At 60.9% G+C, this 19,347-nt stretch carries 20 protein-coding genes; 11 read left to right on the forward strand and 9 right to left on the reverse strand.

Going from position 1 to position 19,347, the window contains the following annotated elements; all coding sequences use genetic code 11:
- Nucleotides 1-169: 169 nt before the first annotated feature.
- The 5 genes from RSB01_RS07070 to RSB01_RS07090 form a co-directional block, all read right to left on the reverse strand.
- Nucleotides 170-604: a MucR family transcriptional regulator gene (locus RSB01_RS07070; protein WP_332619657.1), complete on the reverse strand. Its 435-nt coding sequence runs from the start codon at nucleotides 602-604 to the stop codon at nucleotides 170-172.
- Between the two features lie 353 nt (nucleotides 605-957).
- On the reverse strand, nucleotides 958-2,178 hold the full coding sequence (locus RSB01_RS07075; RefSeq protein ID WP_332591756.1) for a DUF2336 domain-containing protein: 1,221 nt from the start codon (nucleotides 2,176-2,178) through the stop codon (nucleotides 958-960).
- 103 nt (nucleotides 2,179-2,281) lie between these two features.
- Nucleotides 2,282-3,262, reverse strand: a complete 981-nt coding sequence (gene cysK / locus RSB01_RS07080) for a cysteine synthase A (RefSeq protein WP_332591755.1) — start codon at nucleotides 3,260-3,262, stop codon at nucleotides 2,282-2,284.
- Between the two features lie 107 nt (nucleotides 3,263-3,369).
- Nucleotides 3,370-3,822 carry a hypothetical protein gene (locus RSB01_RS07085; protein ID WP_332591754.1) on the reverse strand — a complete coding sequence of 151 codons (453 nt, stop codon included), beginning with the start codon at nucleotides 3,820-3,822 and terminating at the stop codon, nucleotides 3,370-3,372.
- 12 nt (nucleotides 3,823-3,834) lie between these two features.
- A complete protein-coding gene (locus RSB01_RS07090) occupies nucleotides 3,835-4,320 on the reverse strand; it encodes an Lrp/AsnC family transcriptional regulator (protein ID WP_332591753.1) in 486 nt (161 codons plus the stop codon).
- 86 nt (nucleotides 4,321-4,406) lie between these two features.
- On the opposite strand from RSB01_RS07090, the gene RSB01_RS07095 reads away from it, so the two are divergent.
- Nucleotides 4,407-5,345, forward strand: a complete 939-nt coding sequence (locus RSB01_RS07095; protein WP_332619659.1) for a DMT family transporter — start codon at nucleotides 4,407-4,409, stop codon at nucleotides 5,343-5,345.
- Between the two features lie 142 nt (nucleotides 5,346-5,487).
- On the opposite strand, the gene RSB01_RS07100 is transcribed toward RSB01_RS07095, so the two are convergent.
- The gene (locus RSB01_RS07100) at nucleotides 5,488-6,987 is read right to left on the reverse strand and encodes a PAS domain-containing methyl-accepting chemotaxis protein (protein ID WP_332625231.1); all 1,500 of its coding nucleotides are present in this window, start codon (nucleotides 6,985-6,987) and stop codon (nucleotides 5,488-5,490) included.
- A 186-nt stretch (nucleotides 6,988-7,173) separates the two neighbouring features.
- Here RSB01_RS07100 and fliI point away from each other — a divergent pair, with 186 nt between their 5' ends.
- Genes fliI through RSB01_RS07120 form a run of 4 tightly spaced genes read left to right on the forward strand, consistent with a single transcriptional unit; the run spans nucleotide 7,174 to nucleotide 10,975 of the window.
- Entirely contained in the window at nucleotides 7,174-8,517 is a 1,344-nt protein-coding gene (fliI, locus tag RSB01_RS07105; RefSeq protein ID WP_332620358.1) for a flagellar protein export ATPase FliI, read from the forward strand.
- Nucleotides 8,518-8,530: 13 nt separating this feature from the next.
- Nucleotides 8,531-8,944, forward strand: a complete 414-nt coding sequence (locus tag RSB01_RS07110; RefSeq protein ID WP_332590998.1) for a flagellar FliJ family protein — start codon at nucleotides 8,531-8,533, stop codon at nucleotides 8,942-8,944.
- A gap of 3 nt (nucleotides 8,945-8,947) precedes the next feature.
- Nucleotides 8,948-10,012 carry an endo-1,4-beta-xylanase gene (locus RSB01_RS07115; RefSeq protein WP_332590999.1) on the forward strand — a complete coding sequence of 355 codons (1,065 nt, stop codon included), beginning with the start codon at nucleotides 8,948-8,950 and terminating at the stop codon, nucleotides 10,010-10,012.
- Between the two features lie 51 nt (nucleotides 10,013-10,063).
- Entirely contained in the window at nucleotides 10,064-10,975 is a 912-nt protein-coding gene (locus RSB01_RS07120) for an oxygenase MpaB family protein (RefSeq protein ID WP_332591000.1), read from the forward strand.
- A 55-nt stretch (nucleotides 10,976-11,030) separates the two neighbouring features.
- On the opposite strand, the gene RSB01_RS07125 is transcribed toward RSB01_RS07120, so the two are convergent.
- Nucleotides 11,031-11,735 carry a response regulator transcription factor gene (locus RSB01_RS07125; protein WP_332591001.1) on the reverse strand — a complete coding sequence of 235 codons (705 nt, stop codon included), beginning with the start codon at nucleotides 11,733-11,735 and terminating at the stop codon, nucleotides 11,031-11,033.
- 397 nt (nucleotides 11,736-12,132) lie between these two features.
- Here RSB01_RS07125 and RSB01_RS07130 point away from each other — a divergent pair, with 397 nt between their 5' ends.
- Entirely contained in the window at nucleotides 12,133-12,504 is a 372-nt protein-coding gene (locus tag RSB01_RS07130; protein ID WP_332591006.1) for a chromosomal replication initiator DnaA, read from the forward strand.
- Nucleotides 12,501-13,223 carry a DUF6456 domain-containing protein gene (locus RSB01_RS07135; RefSeq protein WP_332591002.1) on the forward strand — a complete coding sequence of 241 codons (723 nt, stop codon included), beginning with the start codon at nucleotides 12,501-12,503 and terminating at the stop codon, nucleotides 13,221-13,223. Before RSB01_RS07130 ends, RSB01_RS07135 begins: the two co-directional genes overlap by 4 nt.
- A gap of 19 nt (nucleotides 13,224-13,242) precedes the next feature.
- Here the strand turns inward: RSB01_RS07135 and RSB01_RS07140 are convergent, their stop codons facing one another.
- Both RSB01_RS07140 and RSB01_RS07145 read right to left on the reverse strand, forming a co-directional pair.
- The gene (locus RSB01_RS07140) at nucleotides 13,243-13,773 is read right to left on the reverse strand and encodes a DUF3828 domain-containing protein (protein ID WP_332591003.1); all 531 of its coding nucleotides are present in this window, start codon (nucleotides 13,771-13,773) and stop codon (nucleotides 13,243-13,245) included.
- Nucleotides 13,774-13,841: 68 nt separating this feature from the next.
- Nucleotides 13,842-14,309, reverse strand: coding sequence for a hypothetical protein (locus RSB01_RS07145; RefSeq protein ID WP_332591004.1), 468 nt, complete (start codon nucleotides 14,307-14,309; stop codon nucleotides 13,842-13,844).
- 368 nt (nucleotides 14,310-14,677) lie between these two features.
- Between RSB01_RS07145 and ileS the strand changes: the two genes are divergently transcribed.
- The 4 genes from ileS to RSB01_RS07165 all read left to right on the forward strand — a co-directional run bounded on the left by ileS (nucleotide 14,678) and on the right by RSB01_RS07165 (nucleotide 19,301).
- Entirely contained in the window at nucleotides 14,678-17,599 is a 2,922-nt protein-coding gene (gene ileS / locus RSB01_RS07150) for an isoleucine--tRNA ligase (protein ID WP_332625234.1), read from the forward strand.
- Between the two features lie 80 nt (nucleotides 17,600-17,679).
- Nucleotides 17,680-18,204 carry a signal peptidase II gene (gene lspA / locus RSB01_RS07155; RefSeq protein WP_332625235.1) on the forward strand — a complete coding sequence of 175 codons (525 nt, stop codon included), beginning with the start codon at nucleotides 17,680-17,682 and terminating at the stop codon, nucleotides 18,202-18,204.
- A gap of 66 nt (nucleotides 18,205-18,270) precedes the next feature.
- Nucleotides 18,271-18,837, forward strand: coding sequence for a DUF3035 domain-containing protein (locus tag RSB01_RS07160; protein ID WP_332619489.1), 567 nt, complete (start codon nucleotides 18,271-18,273; stop codon nucleotides 18,835-18,837).
- Between the two features lie 107 nt (nucleotides 18,838-18,944).
- Nucleotides 18,945-19,301 carry a hypothetical protein gene (locus RSB01_RS07165; RefSeq protein WP_332591931.1) on the forward strand — a complete coding sequence of 119 codons (357 nt, stop codon included), beginning with the start codon at nucleotides 18,945-18,947 and terminating at the stop codon, nucleotides 19,299-19,301.
- Nucleotides 19,302-19,347 lie beyond the last annotated feature (46 nt).

The following is a 19,347-nucleotide window of genomic DNA, read 5'->3' on the forward strand; positions in this document are numbered from 1 at the left end:
GTTCCTATGCCAGCCTGTATTCGTCGCTGGATATAGAGACGGCCCGCCGTACCTTGCGTTTCTGGCGCACCCGTCGTGTGGCCCTGCAAAACGCAGCCTAGGTTTCATCGCTCGCATTAAAAAAGCCCGCATCTTTCGATGCGGGCTTTTTCTTGGTCGATGACCGGTATTACTTCTTGGCGCGAGTGCTGGTGGCACGGGCCGGTTTGCGACCGCCTTGACCCAGACCCATCTGCTTGGCCAGATCCGAACGTGCCTTGGCATAGTTCGGTGCGACCATAGGATAGTCTTTGGCCAGGCCCCACTTTTCGCGGTATTCTTCCGGGCTCATATTGTATTTGGTGCGCAGGTGACGCTTCAGCGACTTGAACTTGCGACCGTCTTCCAGACAGATCAGGAAGTCAGGCGTGATCGACTTGCGGAGCGGAACAGCCGGCTCACGCGGTTCCGGCTCTTCTTCAACCGGTGCAACAGTAATACCTGTCAGCGCAGCATGTACCTGCGAAATCAGGCCCGGCACGGCTTCGGCCGGCACCATATTGTTGCTGACATAGGCCGATACGATATCCGCCGTCATTTCCAGAAGTTCTGGTTTGTCTTCCATTTTTGTCCCGCCAATGAAGCTAATAGAAAGGGCTATATAACTAGCCTCTTATGTTACTTTAATCCGGCGATATCCTGATCTTTATCGAAGGATTGTCAAGGAAAAATGGCGTAATCGTCTGTATGTATTACTTGTATTTAATGCACCTGATCCAGCCATACCCAATACCCTACAGACAATAGGGTTTATTCAGAATGATGTTAGGTAAAAATACGGACCATCGATCAGTGTAGATTTCAGTATTACCGATGATCTGTCAGCCGAATAAGGCGCAATATGGGCAGCAATAACGGCCTTATAATATTGAAATATCATGTTATTTCAAATTACAGTTGTATTGACCCGACCTGATCTCAGTTTTTGAAGTCTTCGGACAGGGCCAGCATGGCCGCGCGTTCCGCGGCCGAGAAGGCATCGATCAGATGTTCCTCACCCTCGCGGATGGCACGGATCAATTGCGGGGTCAGCGCAGAGGTCAGCGCCCAGTTCCAGTACCGCAATACAGTTTGGGCGCGATCAACGGCCAGTATGTCATAGACGATCTGCACCCGCTCCCAGCGCGGGTCAGCATCCGCGCCCTGTTCGTCAAACGGACGACGCATCGCCTTCCACAACAGGGACAGATACGGCTTGGTCAAACCCGTCGCCTTGCACAATACAGCAATGGATTCACCACCCTCGTCGCTCAGCATCTTGGCGGCCGTCAGAGGTTTGACCCCTGCCAACTGGCCAATCTCGGCCACCAGATCGGGGGTCAGCCCCGTTTCGGAGGCATGTTTGATAACGCCCTCAAGTCCACCAAAGGGCGACACCTGAGCCGCCTCGCGATTACGCTGGCGACGCTCGATAAATTGCAGCGCCTTGCGGACATAGGCATCGTCCCAGCCCTCGCCGGTGCCATTACCGAACAGATCGGCCACCGAACCTTGCAAGACCTCGCGCGAGACAGCAAAGCGACGCAGGATGACACTGCGTTCCTCGTGATTACACCACCAGAACATCACATAGGCACTGGAGGGGCGCAGTTCGGGCCTTTTCAGGATCACCGCGCACAGTTCGGGATGATGACGGCTATGCGCCACCGTGGTTTCCAGCGCCGTGGTCGGTATCGAGGCGTCCTTATTGGCCAGAACCAGCTGGGTCAGCTCGGCATCGGCCCGCTCGATCAGGGCATGGCACACCGCAGGGGTCAGGCCACGCCTGCGGGCAATGTGCTTACAGTGCTCAATACTGGCATCGGTCGCGCAACTGATCAGATCATGGTCACTGAGCGACGCCGATTCATCCAGTAGTTCGCGCGCCACAACAATGTCGTCGCGCAACAACAGGCGGCAAATATTGTCGGGAATATCTGTCAGAGGCACCAGACGGGCGGCAATCCTGCGGCGCTCCTCGATCGGAGCCTGACGCAGCATATCCACCATCAGGTCCGCAACAACCGACCGCTCGAATGCATTGATACGGCTGGCGGGCAGGCTGACCACATCGGTCAGTCGGCGCAACAATACCAGCCTTGCGCGGTCATTCTCGGCGGCCTTTTCGGCTCCGGATTTGATTACAGCGGCACTTCCCATATGCGCCCTATAACGCGCGCGGGTTAATTACAGGTGCAGAGGACAGAACAAATATTGTCGTCCTCTGCACCTGCATAACGATTTGGGCCGAGTATCCCGTGCCTTACAGGCCTTCGAACAGGGCCGTCGAAAGGTAACGCTCGGCAAAGCTGGGGATGATGACCACAATGGTCTTGCCCGCATAGGCATCCTGCGCCGCCAGACGGAAGGCCGCCGACAGGGCCGCCCCCGACGAGATACCGACCGGAATACCTTCGACAGCGGCCACTTTGCGGGCCATTTCGAATGCGTCTTCGTTGGTGACCTGTTCGACAGCATCGATCACGCCGGTATCAATAACCGGCGGTACGAAACCTGCGCCAATACCCTGAATCTTGTGCGGACCCGGTGCGCCGCCCGACAGCACAGGCGATGCTGTCGGCTCGACGGCGATCATCTGTATCGACGGCTTTTTCTTCTTCAGCGCATGGCCGACACCGGTAATGGTGCCACCGGTGCCGACACCGGAAATCACCACATCGACGCCACCGGCTGTATCGTTCCAGATTTCCTCGGCGGTCGAGACTTCGTGGATGGCCGGATTGGCTTCGTTTTCGAACTGGGCCGGAGACACCGAACCGGGGATTTCCGCCAGCAGTTCCTCGGCGCGGGCAATCGCGCCCTTCATGCCTTTTTCTGCGGGGGTCAGCTCGATCTTGGCACCCAGAAGCGCCAGCATCTTGCGGCGCTCGATCGACATGCTTTCGGGCATGCACAGGATCAGCTTGTAACCCTTGGAGGCTGCCACAAAGGCCAGTGCAATACCGGTATTGCCGCTGGTCGGTTCAATAAGCGTCGCGCCCGGCTTGATCTTTCCGGTCTGTTCCAGCGCCTCGATCATGGCCACGCCGATGCGGTCCTTGACCGAAGCGATCGGGTTGAAGAATTCCAGCTTGGCCAGCACGCGGGCCTTGGGGGCCAGTTCTTTGGTCAGGTTCGGCAGGGCCACCAGTGGCGTATCGCCAATCGTATCGACGATGCTGTCAAACACCTTGCCACGTCCGGCCTTCTTGTGACGGCTGGCATCATACGGGGTGTCGGACATGGGCGATCTCCTTGGATTCTGGTTCGGCAAAGACATAGCGCCTATACGCCTGACGACAAGCCGACACCTTCCAGCTTTTCTGAAAAAGCTTTTAGAAAAGCTTCGCCCTAAGGCTTAACTTCAATATCGGCAGCATAGTTTTCCATCCACTGGCGATAATGCTCGGCAATCTGCATCGGCAGCAACAGTTCATACCGCCCTTCGCTGCGTGAAACGGCCATGACAACATCGCTTGGCTGATCGCTCATCAATCGGCCGCACCACAATGTGATAGAGTTGGGGTCTACTCTATGCTCACTGATCCCGCGCACAAAAAAGCGGGATGGTACATCGCCCTGAAGCACTTCCAGTGTTTCGATTTCAGCGCGGACAAAATCATTCCAGACATCTCCGCCATCAGGAACCACCGTCACGACACGGCCAATGACAATGGGCATACCGTCCTGCTGTGGAACCAGATCCCAGCGAGGTGGCGGCATAGGAATGCAGGCGGATGCCGCGCCGGCCGCAGTCAAGGTCATCGTCGCCGCAACCACCGCACTGGCCCAAAATACATTCATTGCGCTCGCTCCCTAACTGCGCGAGATCACCCGCTGGGACGGATCAAACGGCAAGACCTCGCGGATCGTCAACAGGGTGGTGAAGTTACGCACCCGCGCATCGTCGTTCAGCGCCTCGCGCGTAAAGATGTCATAGGCCTCCATATCGGCCACCACGACATAGAGGATAAAATCCACATGGCCGGTCGTGTACCACAGGCCGTGAACCTCGGGCCGCGCCTGTAGCTTGCGCATCAGGGCGTCGATCACCGCCGTCCCCTCGCGCTCCATCTCGACCAGCACATGCATGGTCAGCGCCTTTTCCAGCCGTCCGCGATCCACCACCGCCACATCGGCGACGATAATCTTTTCCTCGCGCAGGCGGCGCAGACGGCGCGACACCGCCGATTCCGACAGCCCCACCTTTTCGGCCAGCACGCGGGCGGGCGTCAGGTTGTTTCGCCGCACCAAATCCAGCAGGCGGCGGTCAAATTCATCAAGGACGAGCGTTTCTTGCATAAGACCATAATCAAACGCTGAAATCAGGCATTAGTGCAATCAAATTCGCCAACACATATTTCCGGCTTTTGGCTATTTCTGCCGCCATGTTCCGTAACGCCTCCCTCCCCCGTTCCCCCCTGTTTTCGGTCGCGGTGCCCTATCTGGCCCTGATCGGCGGCATCCTGTTTTTGTCCATCGGCACATCCTTTGCCAAAACCCTTTTCCCCGAGGCGGGTGCCATGGGGACGGCGGCTTTGCGCGTGGGTTTGTCGGCCATCATCCTTTTGACCGTCTGGCGTCCGTGGCGTCATGATTTCACGGCCAAAGACCTGAAAGGGCTGGCCCTTTACGGCGCGGTCATGGGTCTGATGAACCTCAGCTTCTATCTGTCGCTGGCCACGATCCCGCTGGGGATCGCGCTGGCGATCGAGTTCACCGGTCCGTTGTCGGTGGCCCTGTTCAGCGCCCGCAAGCCCATCCATTTCGTCTGGGTGCTGGTCGCGGCGGCGGGTCTGTCGCTGCTGTTGCCGCTGGACGGCAATGTCAGCACGCTTGATCCGGTCGGCTGTGCATGGGCGGCGATGGCGGCTCTGTTCTGGGCGCTTTACATCGTCTTTGGCCAGCGCGTCAGCCACCTGCCCTCCGGTGCCACAGTGGCCGTGGGTATGAGCGTGGCGGCTATGGTGGTGGTTCCTGTCGGCGTCGTCAGCGCCGGCGCGGCCCTGCTCAGCCCCAAGCTTCTGGCCATGGGCGTACTGGTGGCGCTGGCCTCCAGTGCCATACCCTATACGCTGGACATGATCGCGCTAAAGGCCATTCCCAAACGCACCTTCGGCGTGGCGGTCAGTGCCGATCCGGCCATTGGCGCGCTGGCGGGCCTGTTGTTCCTCGGAGAGCATCTGACCATGCTGCAATGGCTGGCGATTGCGGCGGTGATGACCGCTTCGGTCGGAGCTGTTCTGACCACATCGCGGAACGAAAAACCGTCCCTGCCCGTCGCGGACAATGACGCCGAGCCCCTGGCAACCAAACAAGCCGCCTAACGAAAAAAGCCCGCCCCCGGGGAACAGGGGCGGGCAGTTTCGAGGGGACTTGTGCACACCGGACCTGTGCCGGTGAAAAGGAAGTTTGCGACCCTGATGTTACGGAGGGGGGAACAAGGTAAGTGATCAGGGCCGCCTCGTCTTAAAACTCCACGAAGTCTTCGGCGGGGGAACCGTTAACGACAGCTTTAAGACGAGATCTCTGGCTTGTGAGAGCGGGCGACATTCCGCCTCGCAAGCGATGTTCGACAGGCCGGACGTCGCGCGGGGTATCCGCAACGGCGCTGCGACCGGTATTGAAGCGGTTGACCAGTGTGGCCAACTGGCGGGTTTCGTTTTGCAAACCCGTTGCCGCAGCCGTGGTTTCTTCCACCATGGCCGCGTTTTGCTGGGTGACCTGATCCATCTGGTTCACCGCCGCATTCACCTGACCCAGACCTGTCGCCTGCTCCTGTGAGGACGCGGCAATCTCGGCGGCCAGAGCGTCCATTTCGGCCACCCGCGCGGCAATGGTTTCCAGCGCACGGCCGGTTTCACCGACCAGTTTCACACCTTCGGCGACTTCATTGGCCGAGGCCGAGATCAGCGACTTGATCTCCTTGGCCGCCTCTGCCGAACGCTGGGCCAGAGTACGGACCTCGGATGCGACCACAGCAAAACCACGCCCGCTCTCGCCCGCCCGGGCAGCCTCGACGCCCGCATTCAGGGCTAGAAGGTTGGTCTGGAAGGCGATCTCGTCGATCACGCCGATAATGTCGCCAATCTCGGCTGAACGGCGGGAGATGCCATCCATAGCCGCCACGGCCTTTTGCATGACCTCGCCCGAGCGGTCCGTTTCTGTGCGGGCCGCCACCGCCGCCGTTGAGGCCTGACGAGCCCCCTCGGCGCTGCGTTGTACTGTGGCTGTGATCTCGTCCAGAGCCGCAGCCGTCTGTTCCAGGCTGGCCGCCTGTTGTTCGGTGCGACGTGAGAGATCATCGGCCGAGTTGGCGATTTCTTCGGAGCCGGTTTTCAGGACACCGACGGCATCCATGACCTGTTCCAGCGCCGAGCGCAGGCTGTTGGTCGCCCCGTTAAAGTCGTCCTTCACCCGTTGGTGCGCGCCATCCAGCGGCGTATCGATCACGGCGCGAAGATCACCTTCGGACAGTTTGGACAGGTTTTCGGCCAGAACCTCGACCAAGCGCGTCTGCGCGGCCTCGTCGGTCTGGCGCTGGGCCTCGGCACGACGGGCGGTCTGTTCGGCATCGGTGATGTTGATGGCCAGTTTGACCACTTTTACGGCGCGGCCATTATCGTCCAGCACCGGATTATAGGACGCCTCCAGCCAGACCTCGCGCTGGCCCTTGGCCATGCGGCGGAATTTGCGGGCGACAAAGCGTCCTTCGTTCAGTTCGCGCCAGAAGGCCGCATATTCCGACGAAGCCGCTTCTTGCGGGTCCATAAACATGCGGTGATGCTGGCCACGGATTTCGTCCAGCGAATAGCCCATGGTTTTGAGCAGGTTCTCGTTGGCATCAATAATAGTGCCATCCAGTTCAAACTCGATCACGGCCTGCGAACGGCCAATCGCAGCCATGCGGCGCTCCAGCTCTTCGAGCCTGATCTTGTTGAGCGCGACTGCGGGGTTCTTTCTGAACATTGGATCGCATTCCGGTCTGACAACGGGGGTATTGCCATAAGCGTGACCATGAACCTGAAAACCTTTGTTTCTGTAATCACGGCGTTACGTCAAAATGCTCAACCCGATCTTCACCCCTGATTAACCATAAGTCCGGCACAGCAGAGGTTCAGCCCTTTAAACTGCCGACAGGCACCGGAACCCGTATTGCGCCAGCTGATTGCCGCCGCCGAAAGCATTGATCCTGTCGTGGTCACCGGAAAGGTGGCGGGCGTGAACGGACTGCTGATCGAAAGCCGTGGCGGCCTGTCACGTCTGACCGTAGGCGCGCGGGCCGAGATTTCGCGCCGTGGCCAATCGCCCCTGCCCGCCGAGGTTGTAGGTTTCCGCGACGCCAAGGCCCTGCTGATGCCCTATGGCCCCGTCGAGGGCGTGGCCCCCGGTGCCGATATCAAAATTCTCGAGGCCGCCGCCTCGGTCAGCCCTACCACCCAGTGGCTGGGCCGCGTCATCGACGCCTTTGGCGAACCGATTGACGGCCATGGTCCCCTGCCGCAAGGCCCATTGCCCTATACGCTTAAAGCTTCGCCGCCCCCCGCCCACTCGCGCGCCCGTGTCGGCGAGCGTCTGGATCTGGGCGTGCGCTCGATGGATGTGTTCACCACCACCTGCCGTGGCCAGCGTCTGGGCATTTTCGCCGGTTCCGGCGTGGGCAAGTCGGTGCTGTTGTCGATGCTGGCACGTCAGGCGACCTGTGATGTGGTGGTTGTGGGTCTGATCGGTGAACGGGGTCGCGAAGTGCGCGAGTTCATCGAGGAGACACTGGGCGAAGAAGGCCTGCGCCGCGCTGTCGTCGTGGTGGCCACATCGGACGAGCCGGCGCTGAAGCGTCGCCAAGCGGCCTATATGACCATGGCGGTCGCCGAATATTTCCGCGATCAGGGTCTGGAAGTTCTGTGCCTGATGGACTCGGTCACCCGTTTTGCTATGGCCCAGCGCGAGATCGGCCTTGCCGCAGGCGAGCCACCGACGACCAAGGGCTATACGCCGACCGTCTTTACCGAACTGCCCAAGCTGCTGGAGCGTGCGGGACCGGGGCCGTTGCTGGCCGATGGCCGTCAGGCGGGGCCGATTACCGCCCTGTTCACCGTGCTGGTGGATGGCGGCGACCATGACGAGCCGATTGCCGATGCCGTGCGCGGTATTCTGGATGGGCATATCGTTATGGACCGCAAGATTGCCGAGCGCGGGCGCTTCCCCGCCATCGATGTTCTAAAGTCCGTCAGCCGGACCATGCCCGAATGCCAGACCCCGCCGGAACGCGAGTTGAACCGTCGTGCCCGCCAGTGTCTGTCGGCCTATTCCAACATGGAAGAACTGATCAAGATCGGGGCCTATCGCAGCGGTGCGGACCCGATTGTCGATCGCGCCATTTCCCTCAATCCGATGCTCGAAGAGTTCCTGCGTCAGGACAAGGATGATGTGACGCGACTGGATGAATCGTTCGAAAGACTTGAATCCATCCTCAACTTGGGCATGCTAGAAGCTTGACCGGAGAAGCCACATGACTGCATGGGCACAATCCCTGATCCGCCTCACCAACTACGAGGTCGAGACCCTGCAAAAGCGCATGGCCGAGGTTGCGGCACGACGCGCCGATGCGGAAATGAAGCTGGTCATACTGGATGCCGAGGCCGAGGCCGAGCGTGGCAATGCCACGGGCGATCCCCAACATGCCATGATGCTTCAGGCCTATATGAACGGCTGGAAGCTGCGCCGCGCCCATAGCGAAGGCTTGCTGCAAGCCCTGCTGCGCGAGGAAGAAGGCGCGCGTGACGCCCTGACCGCGGCCTTCGAGGAACTGAAGAAGTTCGAGCATGTGGCCGAGGTTTCGCGCCTGAATGCCCGCATCGCCGCCACCCGCCGCGAGAATGCTACGTTTGACGAAATGGGCCTGCGCCGCCGCAACGGCAGCTGAGCCATGCTGTCACGCCGCCAGATCATTCACGGATCGGCGGCATTTGCCGTCGCGCCCCTCGCGGGCGGTTGCTCCCCTCTTGAAGCGCAGCCGACCGCGCCCATTCCTGCTTTGAAAGATGCCGCGCCCTGCCCTGTCGGCACCTGTGCCATGACCGGCCAGCTGGACGATCCGGCCTGGAACCGTCTGGCCCTGACCCATTTCAACCAGATCACGCCCGAATGGGAGATGAAGATGGAATACATCCTCACCCCTGATGGCTATCGCTTTGATGCGCCCGACCGGATCGCAGACTTCTGCCGCGCCCACGATCTGCACATGCACGGCACGACGCTGGTCTGGTATTCGCAAGGCGAGGCGGCATTCAGAGGCCTGTCGCCCCATGAATACCGCGCCAAGTTCGACGACTATATCGCCACCGTCGCGGGCCGTTATCGCGGCAGGGTGCGCGGCTGGGATGTGGTCAACGAGGCGGTGGCCGAGGACGGCAACGGCCTGCGCAGCCATCACTGGTCGCAGAACCTTGGCGAAATCGACCACATGGTCCGCGCCTTTGAACAGGCCAAGCTGGCCGATCCCGATGCTGTCCTGTTCATCAATGACTACAATCTGGAAAACAATCCGGCCAAGGGCGACACCTTCCTGCGACTGGTCGAGCGCCTGTTAAAGGCGGGAGCCCCCATCGGCGGTATCGGCACCCAGAGCCATCTGGATATCGAAATCAATGAGGGCCAGATCAGCCGCTTTATCCGCGAGGCCGCAGGGTTCGGATTGCCGGTCCATGTCTCGGAACTGGACGCGTCCCTCAAACGGGAAGGCGGCATGCCGGATGTCAGAACTGTATCAAAAAAGATCAGTCAACAGACTGATCGGGTTAAGGAATTAACCGAAACTTTTTATTCCTTACCTGCACACCAACGGTATGCATTAACACTCTGGGGTGTGCGCGACACAGATTCATGGTTACGCCGCCCGCCGCATGATGATGGCAAGGATAGTCCGCTGGCTTTCGATGCCCTTGGAAAGCCGACCGCGATGGGCCGCGCATTGGCCCAAGCCCTGTCATAACCGGCACCCTTTTTGCCGGAACAGCAAGGGTAACAGGGCCGTTATAGCCGCATGAGTACCTCGCTTTTTAAACCGGTCCGCAACAGGATCGACGCCGCAGCTGCCGCCTTTATACAGCCCGCCGACCTAGCGCCTTTCGACTTTAGCCAACCGGCCGGCGAGGCAGCGCTTATCGCTCAAGACAGTGTCTCTTGGCAGGTGTTCAAAAACCCCGTCTCGCTGTTTATCGGCGGGGTGGCCGCAGTGATCCTCGAACTGGCCGAGGCGCGGGTGCGGGCGGGCGTGTGGGACCACACCAGCTTTCGCACCGATCCGGTGCCACGGCTGAAACGTACCGGCCTTGCCGCAATGATCACCGTCTATGGTCCGGCCTCGAAGGCAAGGACCATGATCGCCGGTATTGTCCGCCGCCACAGCCGTGTCACCGGCACAGCCGATAACGGTCGTCCCTACAAGGCCAATGACACCCAGCTTTTGAGCTGGGTTCAGGCCACGGCCGGGTATGGTTTTACCGAGGCCTTTCATCGCTATGTGCGGCCTTTGACGGCTAAAGAGAGAGATCGGGCCTGGTCCGATGCCTATCCTGCTGCTGTCCTTTACGGCGCTATTGGCGCGCCGAAATCCGAGGCACAATGGCAGGCCCAACTCGCCGCCATGACGCCACAGCTCAGCCACTCGCCCATAGTGTTCGAGTTTCTGGACATCATGCGCAAGGCCGATGCCTTCCCTGCCCTGGCGCGTCCCGTCCAGATCCTGCTGGTGCGCGCGGCCATCGACATGGTGCCGCCCGATGTGGCCCGTATAGTGGGCCTTACACCGCAGGATGGTTTAAAGGGGTGGCAAAGGGCACTGGTGCGACGCATCGCGCAAGGTGCAGACCGCTTCCCCCTGCGTCAGTCCCCCGCCGCCCAGTCCTGTGTAAGGCTGGGCCTGCCCGCAGACTGGCTCTACACCCGATCCTGAAACGAAAAACGCCCGCTGTTTCCAGCGGGCGTTTTCAAATCCGGTATCGGGTGGGTCAGGCCGCTTCGATAGCGTTGCCGACTTCCGACGGGTCGCGCAGCACATAGCCACGGCCCCAGACGGTTTCGATATAGTGTTTGCCGCCGGCAGCCGTCGCCAGCTTCTTGCGCAGCTTGCAGATGAAGACGTCGATGATCTTCAGTTCCGGCTCGTCCATGCCGCCATACAGGTGGTTCAGGAACATTTCCTTGGTCAGGGTCGTACCCTTGCGGAGCGAGAGCAGCTCCAGCATCTGGTATTCCTTGCCGGTCAGGTGCACGCGGTGGCCGTTCACTTCGACGGTCTTGGCGTCGAGGTTCACAGCGACTTCGCCGGTGTGGATGATCGCCTGGGCGTGACCCTTGGAGCGACGAACCACAGCGTGGGTGCGCGCAATCAGCTCGTCCTTGTGGAACGGCTTGGTCAGATAGTCATCGGCACCGCCACCAAAGGTCTTGACCTTGGTTTCGATCTCGTGGCTGCCCGAAAGGATCATGACCGGCGTATTGACCTTGCCGTTGCGAAGTTGACGCAACACTTCAAGACCGCTCATATCCGGCAGGTTCAGGTCAAGAAGAATGAGATCGTAGTCATAGATCTTGCCCAGATCGATGCCTTCTTCACCCAGATCAGTCGTATAGACATTAAAGCCTTCCGACTTGAGCATCAGTTCAATGCTTTGGGCCGTGGCGTGATCGTCTTCAATCAACAGGACGCGCATTTATGCCCCTCCAGGCAAAGCTTGAGTACGACCGCGCAATTGGCACAGCCCGAGTAACCTTGTTCGTACGTTAACCGCTTAAAACCTTAAGAAAGGTTAACGCGATCCCGATATGAAACGCCTACGCTGATTTGCGAATCGGCGTCTAGGGGTGAGTCAACGATTCGTTAATTTTTGCGCAGCGCGGTCGGTCGCGCCGCGTGCTGCATCGTCAGCATGCGAACTATCCCCAGCCAATTCACCCATCAAGGTTCGTCCAAAGTCAAGCTTTGCAAGGGCAGGCGTCCGCGATTGACGTATAATAAGAATATTTTCCTAGCCAACCCGATAGGCCGCCCCATGATGGCTAGACAGAGCCATGAGGCTGAACGGGATGGGGAGTTGAATATTGACCGAAGTGTACCGCGTGCCCGTTCTGGAAGGAGATCGCATCTGTGCCGATGCGGCGCTCAGCCTGACGGCACTGGCCTTTCGCATTCCTGTTGAAGAAATGACCCGTCGCGAGCGTATCCGTCTGCGGGCCTGTCGGGCGCGCTGGTCGGCCATGTATCTGGCCCATGTGTCGTTCGGCTGGCCGCTGGAGCGGGTCGCCCATGCCTTTGGCCTGAACCGCGCCACCGCTTCCAGCGCCTGTCGCTGGGCCGAGGACGAGCGCGACCGTGCCGATTACGACCTGCTGATGGACGGGCTGGAAAATGCCCTGCGGCGCCTGATGGACCTGCCGCGCGTCGATCTGGCCCCTGACAACGCACCGCGAGGATACCGATGAGCCAAACCCGTCTGCTTGAACGCGCCCGCCGCCTGATGGACCGTCCCGACGCATGGCTGGACGAAACGCAGCAGGGCTATCCCTTGCGACTGGGCGGGGACCGCAGGGGCCGCGTCGTGCTGTTGCTGGACGAGGGTGACTTTCGCGCCATGACCGAGCAACCGGGGCTGCGCCGTCGTACCGGCGGCGGCTGGAGCGCCCGTCGTGCCAGCACACCGGACAGAGCCGTCCCGCCCGCCGGTTGCCCCGGCCAGATTATCGGACAGCGCACCGTCATGGACAATGAAGGCCGCGCCATTCCGCTTCGGGCCAATATCGGCGAAAGCCCCATTGCATGGCTGGCGCGCCGCAAGGACCATTCGGGCAGGCCTTGGCTGTTGCCCCACGAAGTCGCGGCGGGGGAAAGACTGCGCCTTGATGCCGAAGCGGCCCTGCGCGGCCCGTCGCTGACCATGCGCTGGGACGGCCTGCCCAGCAGCCGCTCGGGGGCGTCGCCTGCCCGTATCGAACCGACCGACCGCGCCATCAGTGCCTCGGCCCGTGTCGAGACTGCACTGGCTTCAACAGGCCCGCATCTAAGGGCCATGCTGGAACAGGTGTGCGTGCGCGGCACCTCGCTGCAACTGGCCGAACAGGAACTGTCCTTGCGTCGCCGACAGGGCAAGACGGTGCTGAAACAAGGCCTGCAGGCCTTGGCCCGTCATTACGGCCTGATCTGAGCCGCCAGCCTTGGGGCTTTTAGCTGAGGACGGCGGTGAGTTGTTCGGTCAGGGGCTTTTCGCCGGGCTTGACGATGTCCAGCACCTTCCAGCGGCCGCCTTCTTTTTCCAGCTTCACGATCTGGGATTTCTCGGTGCCGTCGACGGTGAAGGTCACGGCGGCATCGGCAAAGTTGCGCTCGCCCTCGGTGATGGCGACGGTTTTCAGAACCACCTTGCCGCCGGTGCAGTCGCAGACCGGATCATTCTTCAGGTGCGGCTCGCGGTTCGCTTCCTTGGCATTCTTCCAGTCGTAGAAGATCATCGCATTCAAGGTGCGCTGGATCAGCATGTCGCGACCGGGGGCCACAGGCTCGGCGGGCGGGTGGTCATAGGCGGCGTAAAGGGCGCGGATGAACTGCTCAGGGGGGCCATTGCCTGCCTCGATGGCCGCTTCGCGCCCGACCTTTTGCGGGGCGGCGGGTTCGGCGGGAGCCTCGGCCTGCGGCGAGCAGGCGGCCAGCATCAGCGCCACAGCGGCCAGTAATGATAGTTTTGAAGCGGTTGGCATGAGCTGTTGTCCCGTCCCGTTTGATCCCTTGGCGCACATTAACGCGCCGCGCAAAGGCGGCAAACATTTCATGCGAAGACCAGACCCTGCGGCTCGGGATCTTCGCGATCCTTGCGCCGCGCAAAGATGGATGTGCGGGCTGGCCGCTTGCGGCGTTGGTGCCCTCCCCGTCTGGCGACACCGACGATCCGTTGCGACCATTGGCGCAGAACCTCCACAGCCGAACGCATTTTTTGCATCGCGCCCAGTCCGGCCAGCAGCACCATGGCATCCAGCATGATCGCCATGTCGAAGGCGGCAAACCACATCACGGCCTCGGGCGCGATCATGGCAAATACGCGCACACCCTCGGCTTCGAACAGCACCACCAGCCCCAGTCCCGCCAAGGCCAGAGCGGTGTAGAATATCAGCTGCCCTCTGGTGATCGCGTTCAGGCGTTGTGCGATGTCGCACACCCATGTCTGTCCTGCCGCCCGACCTTGCGGTGTTGCGGCCAGCATCAGCACCGCCAGTACCAAACCCGTCACCAGAAACATAATCCCGCCCCTTCAAAGACCCGTGTTCATATTGGTGCCGGAGGACCGAATGGCAACGCTGCGCAAAAACAGCGACAAGAAGTGGCCCCTTGGGTCTGGTCGGGTCGCACAGGTGTCTGCTAAAGCCCTGAACATGACCTTTTGCGTGATCCGCACGATTTTGATTAGCCGCCCGGCGTAGCGCTCCAAGCCTTATCTTGGAGACTGGGGCGAACCGCTCCGCGCGCGTCGGGATCTATATCTAAAACGCCATGATGGACTGTGCCTGCGCTTAACGCCTTTGGCCCTTCATCACTTCACGCTAGACTGCCGCAAATTTTTGCACCCTTTCATCGGGGTGCCGTGCGCTTAGACGAAAAAGACTGACCATGTCCGACGCCGACAACACCGCTACCGAAGCCCGCGATTATCGCGATACCGTCTTCCTGCCGGAAACCGATTTTCCGATGCGTGGCGGCTTGCCGAAAAAAGAGCCGGAAATCCTCGAAAAATGGGGTGACCTTTATTCGACCCTGCGCGCCAAGCGTCAGGCCGAAGGGGCACCGCTCTATGTGCTGCACGATGGTCCGCCCTATGCCAATGGCGACATCCATATCGGTCACGCCCTGAACAAGACGCTGAAGGACTTTGTCGTCCGCTCGCGCTTCCTGATGGGCCATGATGTCGATTATGTTCCGGGCTGGGACTGCCACGGCCTGCCGATCGAGTGGAAGATCGAGGAAGAATACCGCAAGAAGGGCCGTCGCAAGGACGAGGTGTCCAAGGACGAGTTCCGCACCGCGTGCCGCGAATATGCGGGCAAGTTCATCGACCTTCAGCGCGACCAGTTCCTGCGCCTTGGCATCACGGGTGACTTTGCGCACCGCTATGCCACGATGGATTTCAGCTCGGAATCGGCCATCGTTGCCGAGTTCCACCGCTTTAAAAACTCGGGCCAGCTTTATCGCGGCTCCAAGCCGGTGATGTGGTCGCCGGTCGAGCGTACCGCGCTGGCCGATGCCGAGGTCGAGTATCACGACCACGTCTCGCCGACAGTCTGGGTCAAGTTCCCCGTCACGGGCATGTCGGACAGCCATCCGGACGACCTGCTGGCCTTCAAGCACAAGACCCCGTCCATCGTCATCTGGACCACGACTCCGTGGACCATCCCCGCCAACCGCGCCATCTCCTATGGCCCCGAGATCAAGTACGGCCTGTACGAAGTCGCGACCATGGAAGAAGGCCTGGAGTTCGAGCCTTGGGCCAAGGCCGGTGACCGCTTCATCCTCGCCGACAAACTGGCCGAGGACGTGCTAAAGGCGGGCAAGGTGGCCACCTTTACCCGTATCTACGACATCGATCCGTCGGGTCTGGAATGCGCGCACCCGCTGGCCGCGCTGGACACCGGCTATGGCTTTGCCGTGCCTCTGCTGTCGGGCGACCATGTCACCGACGATGCCGGTACCGGCTTTGTGCACACCGCCCCCGGCCACGGCGCAGACGACTATGCGGTCTGGCTGTCCCACGGTCATCGCGAAGTGCCCGAAACGGTTGATCCGGACGGTGCATACTATCCGCACGTGCCGCTGTTTGCGGGCCTCAAGGTGCTGGAAACCGAAGGCAAGAAGACCGGCAAGTTCGGCCCCGCCAATGGCGCGGTGATGGACAAGCTGATCGAGGCGGGCAACCTGCTCTCGCGCGGCCGTGTCGAGCACTCGTACCCTCACTCGTGGCGCTCGAAAGCCCCGATCATCTTCCGCAATACGCCCCAATGGTTCATCCGTATGGATGAGGAACTGTCGGACGGTGACACTCTGCGCGAGCGTGCGCTGGACGCTATCGACAACACCGCCTTCTATCCGGCGGGCGGGCGCAACCGTATCCGCGCCATGGTCGAGGGCCGTCCTGACTGGCTGATCAGCCGTCAACGCGCATGGGGCACCCCGCTGGCCATGTTCGTGGACAAGACAACCGGTCAGCCGCTGGTCGATCCCGAAGTGGATGCCCGCATCGTCGCCGCTGTCGCCAAGGGTGGCGCGGACGTATGGTTCACGGCACCGGACGAGGACTTCCTCGGCAACCACAATCCGGCCCAGTACGAAAAGATCACCGACATCCTCGATGTCTGGTTCGACAGTGGCTCGACCCACGCCTTCACGCTGGAACAACGCGATCCGGCCCATGGCTATAAGGGCGACCGCCCGTCGCACTGGCCCGCCAACCTGTATCTCGAAGGTTCGGACCAGCACCGTGGCTGGTTCCAGTCCTCGCTGCTGGAAGGCTGTGGATCGCGTGGTCGCGCCCCGTTTAACGAGGTCCTGACCCACGGCTTCACTCTGGACGAGAAGGGCGAGAAGATGTCGAAGTCGAAGGGCAATACGATTGACCCTGCGACCGTCATCAAGGAATCGGGTGCCGACATCCTGCGTCTGTGGGTGTCGCTGGTCGACTATTCCGAAGACCAGCGCATCGGTAAGCAGATCCTGCAAACCACGGTCGATGCCTATCGCAAGCTGCGCAATACCGTGCGTTACCTGCTGGGTGCGCTGAACGGTTTCGACGAGGCCGAGCGCGTAGCCTATGCCGACATGCCGCCGCTGGAGCAGTTCATCCTGCATCGCCTGTGGGAACTGGACGCTCAGGTAAAGACCGCCTTCGAGGAATACCGCTTCCAGGACGTGGTGCGTCCGGTGCTGGAATTCTGCTCGGGCGATCTGTCGTCGCTGTATTTCGACGTCCGCAAGGACAGCCTGTATTGCGACCGTCCCGACAGCATCAAGCGTCGCGCCGTGCGCACGGTCATGGACGAGGTGTTCAACCGCCTGACCGCATGGCTGTCGCCGATCACCCCGTTCACCATGGACGAGGCATGGTCGTCGCGCTTCCCTGACGCCGAAGCCGGTGCCAACTGCTCCCGTGTCCTGCCGCTTGCTCCGGCGGAGTGGGAAAATGCCGCCGAGGCCGCACGCTGGGCCAAGGTCCAGCAGGTCATGGAAGTGGTCAACGAGGCGCTGGAAGGCGCACGCCGCGAGAAGGTCATCGGTGGTGCGCTGGACGCATGGCCGACCGTCACCGCCCCTGCCGAACTGCTGGCCGCCTATGAAGGTCTGGATGCGGCCGAGGTGTTCCGCACCTCGGGTGCCGAACTGGTGGCGGGCGATGCCATCGCTGTGGTCATCAAGACCGCCGACTATCCGAAATGCGCCCGTTCGTGGCGCAAGGTGCCGGATGTCGGCTCGGATGCCGGATATCCGGACCTGTCGGCCCGCGATGCCGATACGGTGCGATATCTGGACGGCTTGAAGGCCTAATGAAGGAAAACGCCCCATCGGAAACGGTGGGGCGTTTTTTCAGCTTCCCGAGTCCCACTCCTTCCTGTTAGGCGAAGGCTATGAAACTTTCCCGTCTTGCGCTGGGCGCCTATGCGTTGGCCCTCATTGTTATCGTTGCAGACCAGATCACCAAGGCCATGGTGCTGTCGGCTATGCCCGCACCGCCTTCGTCCCTGCTGGACGGCTTTCGCATCGCCGATGTCCTGCCGCCCGTCTTCAACCTGACCTATGTGCTGAACACCGGCGTCAGCTTTGGCATGTTCGGTGGCGGCGAAGCCCGCTGGATTCTCAGCCTGTTCTCGGTCGGTGTGGCCGTCGCACTGGCCGTATGGGCCTATAAGGCCAACCGCTGCCTGCTGGCGGCGGCCATCGGTCTGGTCATTGGCGGAGCCATCGGCAATGTCATCGACCGTGTACGCTTTGGCGGCGTGGTGGACTTCCTCGATTTCTCGGGCACCGGCCTGTTTCCGTGGATTTTCAACATCGCCGATAGCGGCATCACTGTGGGTGTTGCGCTGCTGATCCTCGATTCCTTCCTCTCGGAACGTCGTTCCAAGGTTGGCGTCGTCGTCGAAAAGTCGTAATCACATCTCTTCCTATTCGACCCGAGTTGTCTAAACATGGACAGCCGACCGGAGCCGAGCCTGAATATGCGCATTCGTACTGCCCTCACCCTGACCGTCGCCACCGCCGCGATGCTGAGCCTGGGAGCCTGTGGCTCCCTGAAACAAGGCATCGGCCTGACCAAGGTGACTCCGGACGAATTCCTGACTGTGTCGTCGGCCCCGCTGGTGGTACCGCCGGAATACGGTCTGACCCCGCCGTCGCTAGGCGCTCCGCGTCCGCAAGAACTGGCTCCCGAATCGGCTGCCCGCCAAATCCTGCTGGGCCAGCGTCAGGCTGTGACCCGCACGCCGGGTGAGCAGGTTCTGGTCGCACAGGCCGGTGGCGAGCGTGCAGACCCGCTGGCCCGCTATGTGGTTGACGACGAGTTCGGCGATCTGGCGCACAAGGAAGAAGGTTGGGCCAACCGCCTGATGTTCTGGCGCAAGAATGATCCGGCAACGCAAGCTGCCACCAACCTGATCGGTTCGGAAGGCGCACGCACCGTGGACGCCAACAGCGAACACGCGCGTATGCAAGCCCTGACCGGCGGCCGCGAAGGTATCACCATCGCCCCGCGTCAGGACAAACGCTTCAAGCTGCCAGGTCTCTAAGATTTTGGGCCTGTAAACCCTAGCCTGCACACGCAAAATCAAAAGGCGCGGCTTTCATCAAGCTGCGCCTTTTTTGTAATCTCGCCCGATACTCACCGGAGCCAGTCATGATCCCACGCGACGTTCGCGCCTCTATCGCCGCCCTTGTCCTGTCCCATGCGCTGGGGCGTTCGGTCACCAGTGTCTATGATTATGACAAGGCCGAGCACCTGAACATCTCGGTCGCTCTGGACGGCAAGACGGTCAGTGGCGTGGATATTTCGCGCAATGCCAAGCTGTCAGGCAACTTGCCCGATATCTATGACCATGCCCGCGCCAGCTATATACACCTTGGCGGCGAGCGCAGCCCCTATACCGGCTATGATCACCATAGCGGCACACACTTCGTCATCGAGATGCGCGGCGAAACTGCCGCCCTCTATGACCACGACACCGAAAGCTGGAGCCAGTTCAGTTTGAGCTGAGGCGATCCTAACCGCATTCGTCTGCCCGCCGGTTTCGCGCTCACCC

Origin of the sequence: Brevundimonas sp., assembly GCF_036659295.1 — a bacterium.
Classification (GTDB): Bacteria; Pseudomonadota; Alphaproteobacteria; order Caulobacterales; family Caulobacteraceae; genus Brevundimonas.

Excerpts from the sequence above, each read along its gene's own strand:
- RSB01_RS07070 (WP_332619657.1), bottom strand. The coding sequence starts at position 604 with ATGGAAGACAAACCAGAACTTCTGGAAATGACGGCGGATATCGTATCG.
- RSB01_RS07075 (WP_332591756.1), bottom strand. The coding sequence starts at position 2,178 with ATGGGAAGTGCCGCTGTAATCAAATCCGGAGCCGAAAAGGCCGCCGAG.
- cysK (WP_332591755.1), bottom strand. The coding sequence starts at position 3,262 with ATGTCCGACACCCCGTATGATGCCAGCCGTCACAAGAAGGCCGGACGT.
- RSB01_RS07085 (WP_332591754.1), bottom strand. The coding sequence starts at position 3,822 with ATGAATGTATTTTGGGCCAGTGCGGTGGTTGCGGCGACGATGACCTTG.
- RSB01_RS07090 (WP_332591753.1), bottom strand. The coding sequence starts at position 4,320 with ATGCAAGAAACGCTCGTCCTTGATGAATTTGACCGCCGCCTGCTGGAT.
- RSB01_RS07095 (WP_332619659.1), top strand. The coding sequence starts at position 4,407 with ATGTTCCGTAACGCCTCCCTCCCCCGTTCCCCCCTGTTTTCGGTCGCG.
- RSB01_RS07100 (WP_332625231.1), bottom strand. The coding sequence starts at position 6,987 with ATGTTCAGAAAGAACCCCGCAGTCGCGCTCAACAAGATCAGGCTCGAA.
- RSB01_RS07110 (WP_332590998.1), top strand. The coding sequence starts at position 8,531 with ATGACTGCATGGGCACAATCCCTGATCCGCCTCACCAACTACGAGGTC.
- RSB01_RS07115 (WP_332590999.1), top strand. The coding sequence starts at position 8,948 with ATGCTGTCACGCCGCCAGATCATTCACGGATCGGCGGCATTTGCCGTC.
- RSB01_RS07120 (WP_332591000.1), top strand. The coding sequence starts at position 10,064 with ATGAGTACCTCGCTTTTTAAACCGGTCCGCAACAGGATCGACGCCGCA.
- RSB01_RS07125 (WP_332591001.1), bottom strand. The coding sequence starts at position 11,735 with ATGCGCGTCCTGTTGATTGAAGACGATCACGCCACGGCCCAAAGCATT.
- RSB01_RS07135 (WP_332591002.1), top strand. The coding sequence starts at position 12,501 with ATGAGCCAAACCCGTCTGCTTGAACGCGCCCGCCGCCTGATGGACCGT.
- RSB01_RS07140 (WP_332591003.1), bottom strand. The coding sequence starts at position 13,773 with ATGCCAACCGCTTCAAAACTATCATTACTGGCCGCTGTGGCGCTGATG.
- RSB01_RS07145 (WP_332591004.1), bottom strand. The coding sequence starts at position 14,309 with ATGTTTCTGGTGACGGGTTTGGTACTGGCGGTGCTGATGCTGGCCGCA.
- ileS (WP_332625234.1), top strand. The coding sequence starts at position 14,678 with ATGTCCGACGCCGACAACACCGCTACCGAAGCCCGCGATTATCGCGAT.
- lspA (WP_332625235.1), top strand. The coding sequence starts at position 17,680 with ATGAAACTTTCCCGTCTTGCGCTGGGCGCCTATGCGTTGGCCCTCATT.
- RSB01_RS07160 (WP_332619489.1), top strand. The coding sequence starts at position 18,271 with ATGCGCATTCGTACTGCCCTCACCCTGACCGTCGCCACCGCCGCGATG.
- RSB01_RS07165 (WP_332591931.1), top strand. The coding sequence starts at position 18,945 with ATGATCCCACGCGACGTTCGCGCCTCTATCGCCGCCCTTGTCCTGTCC.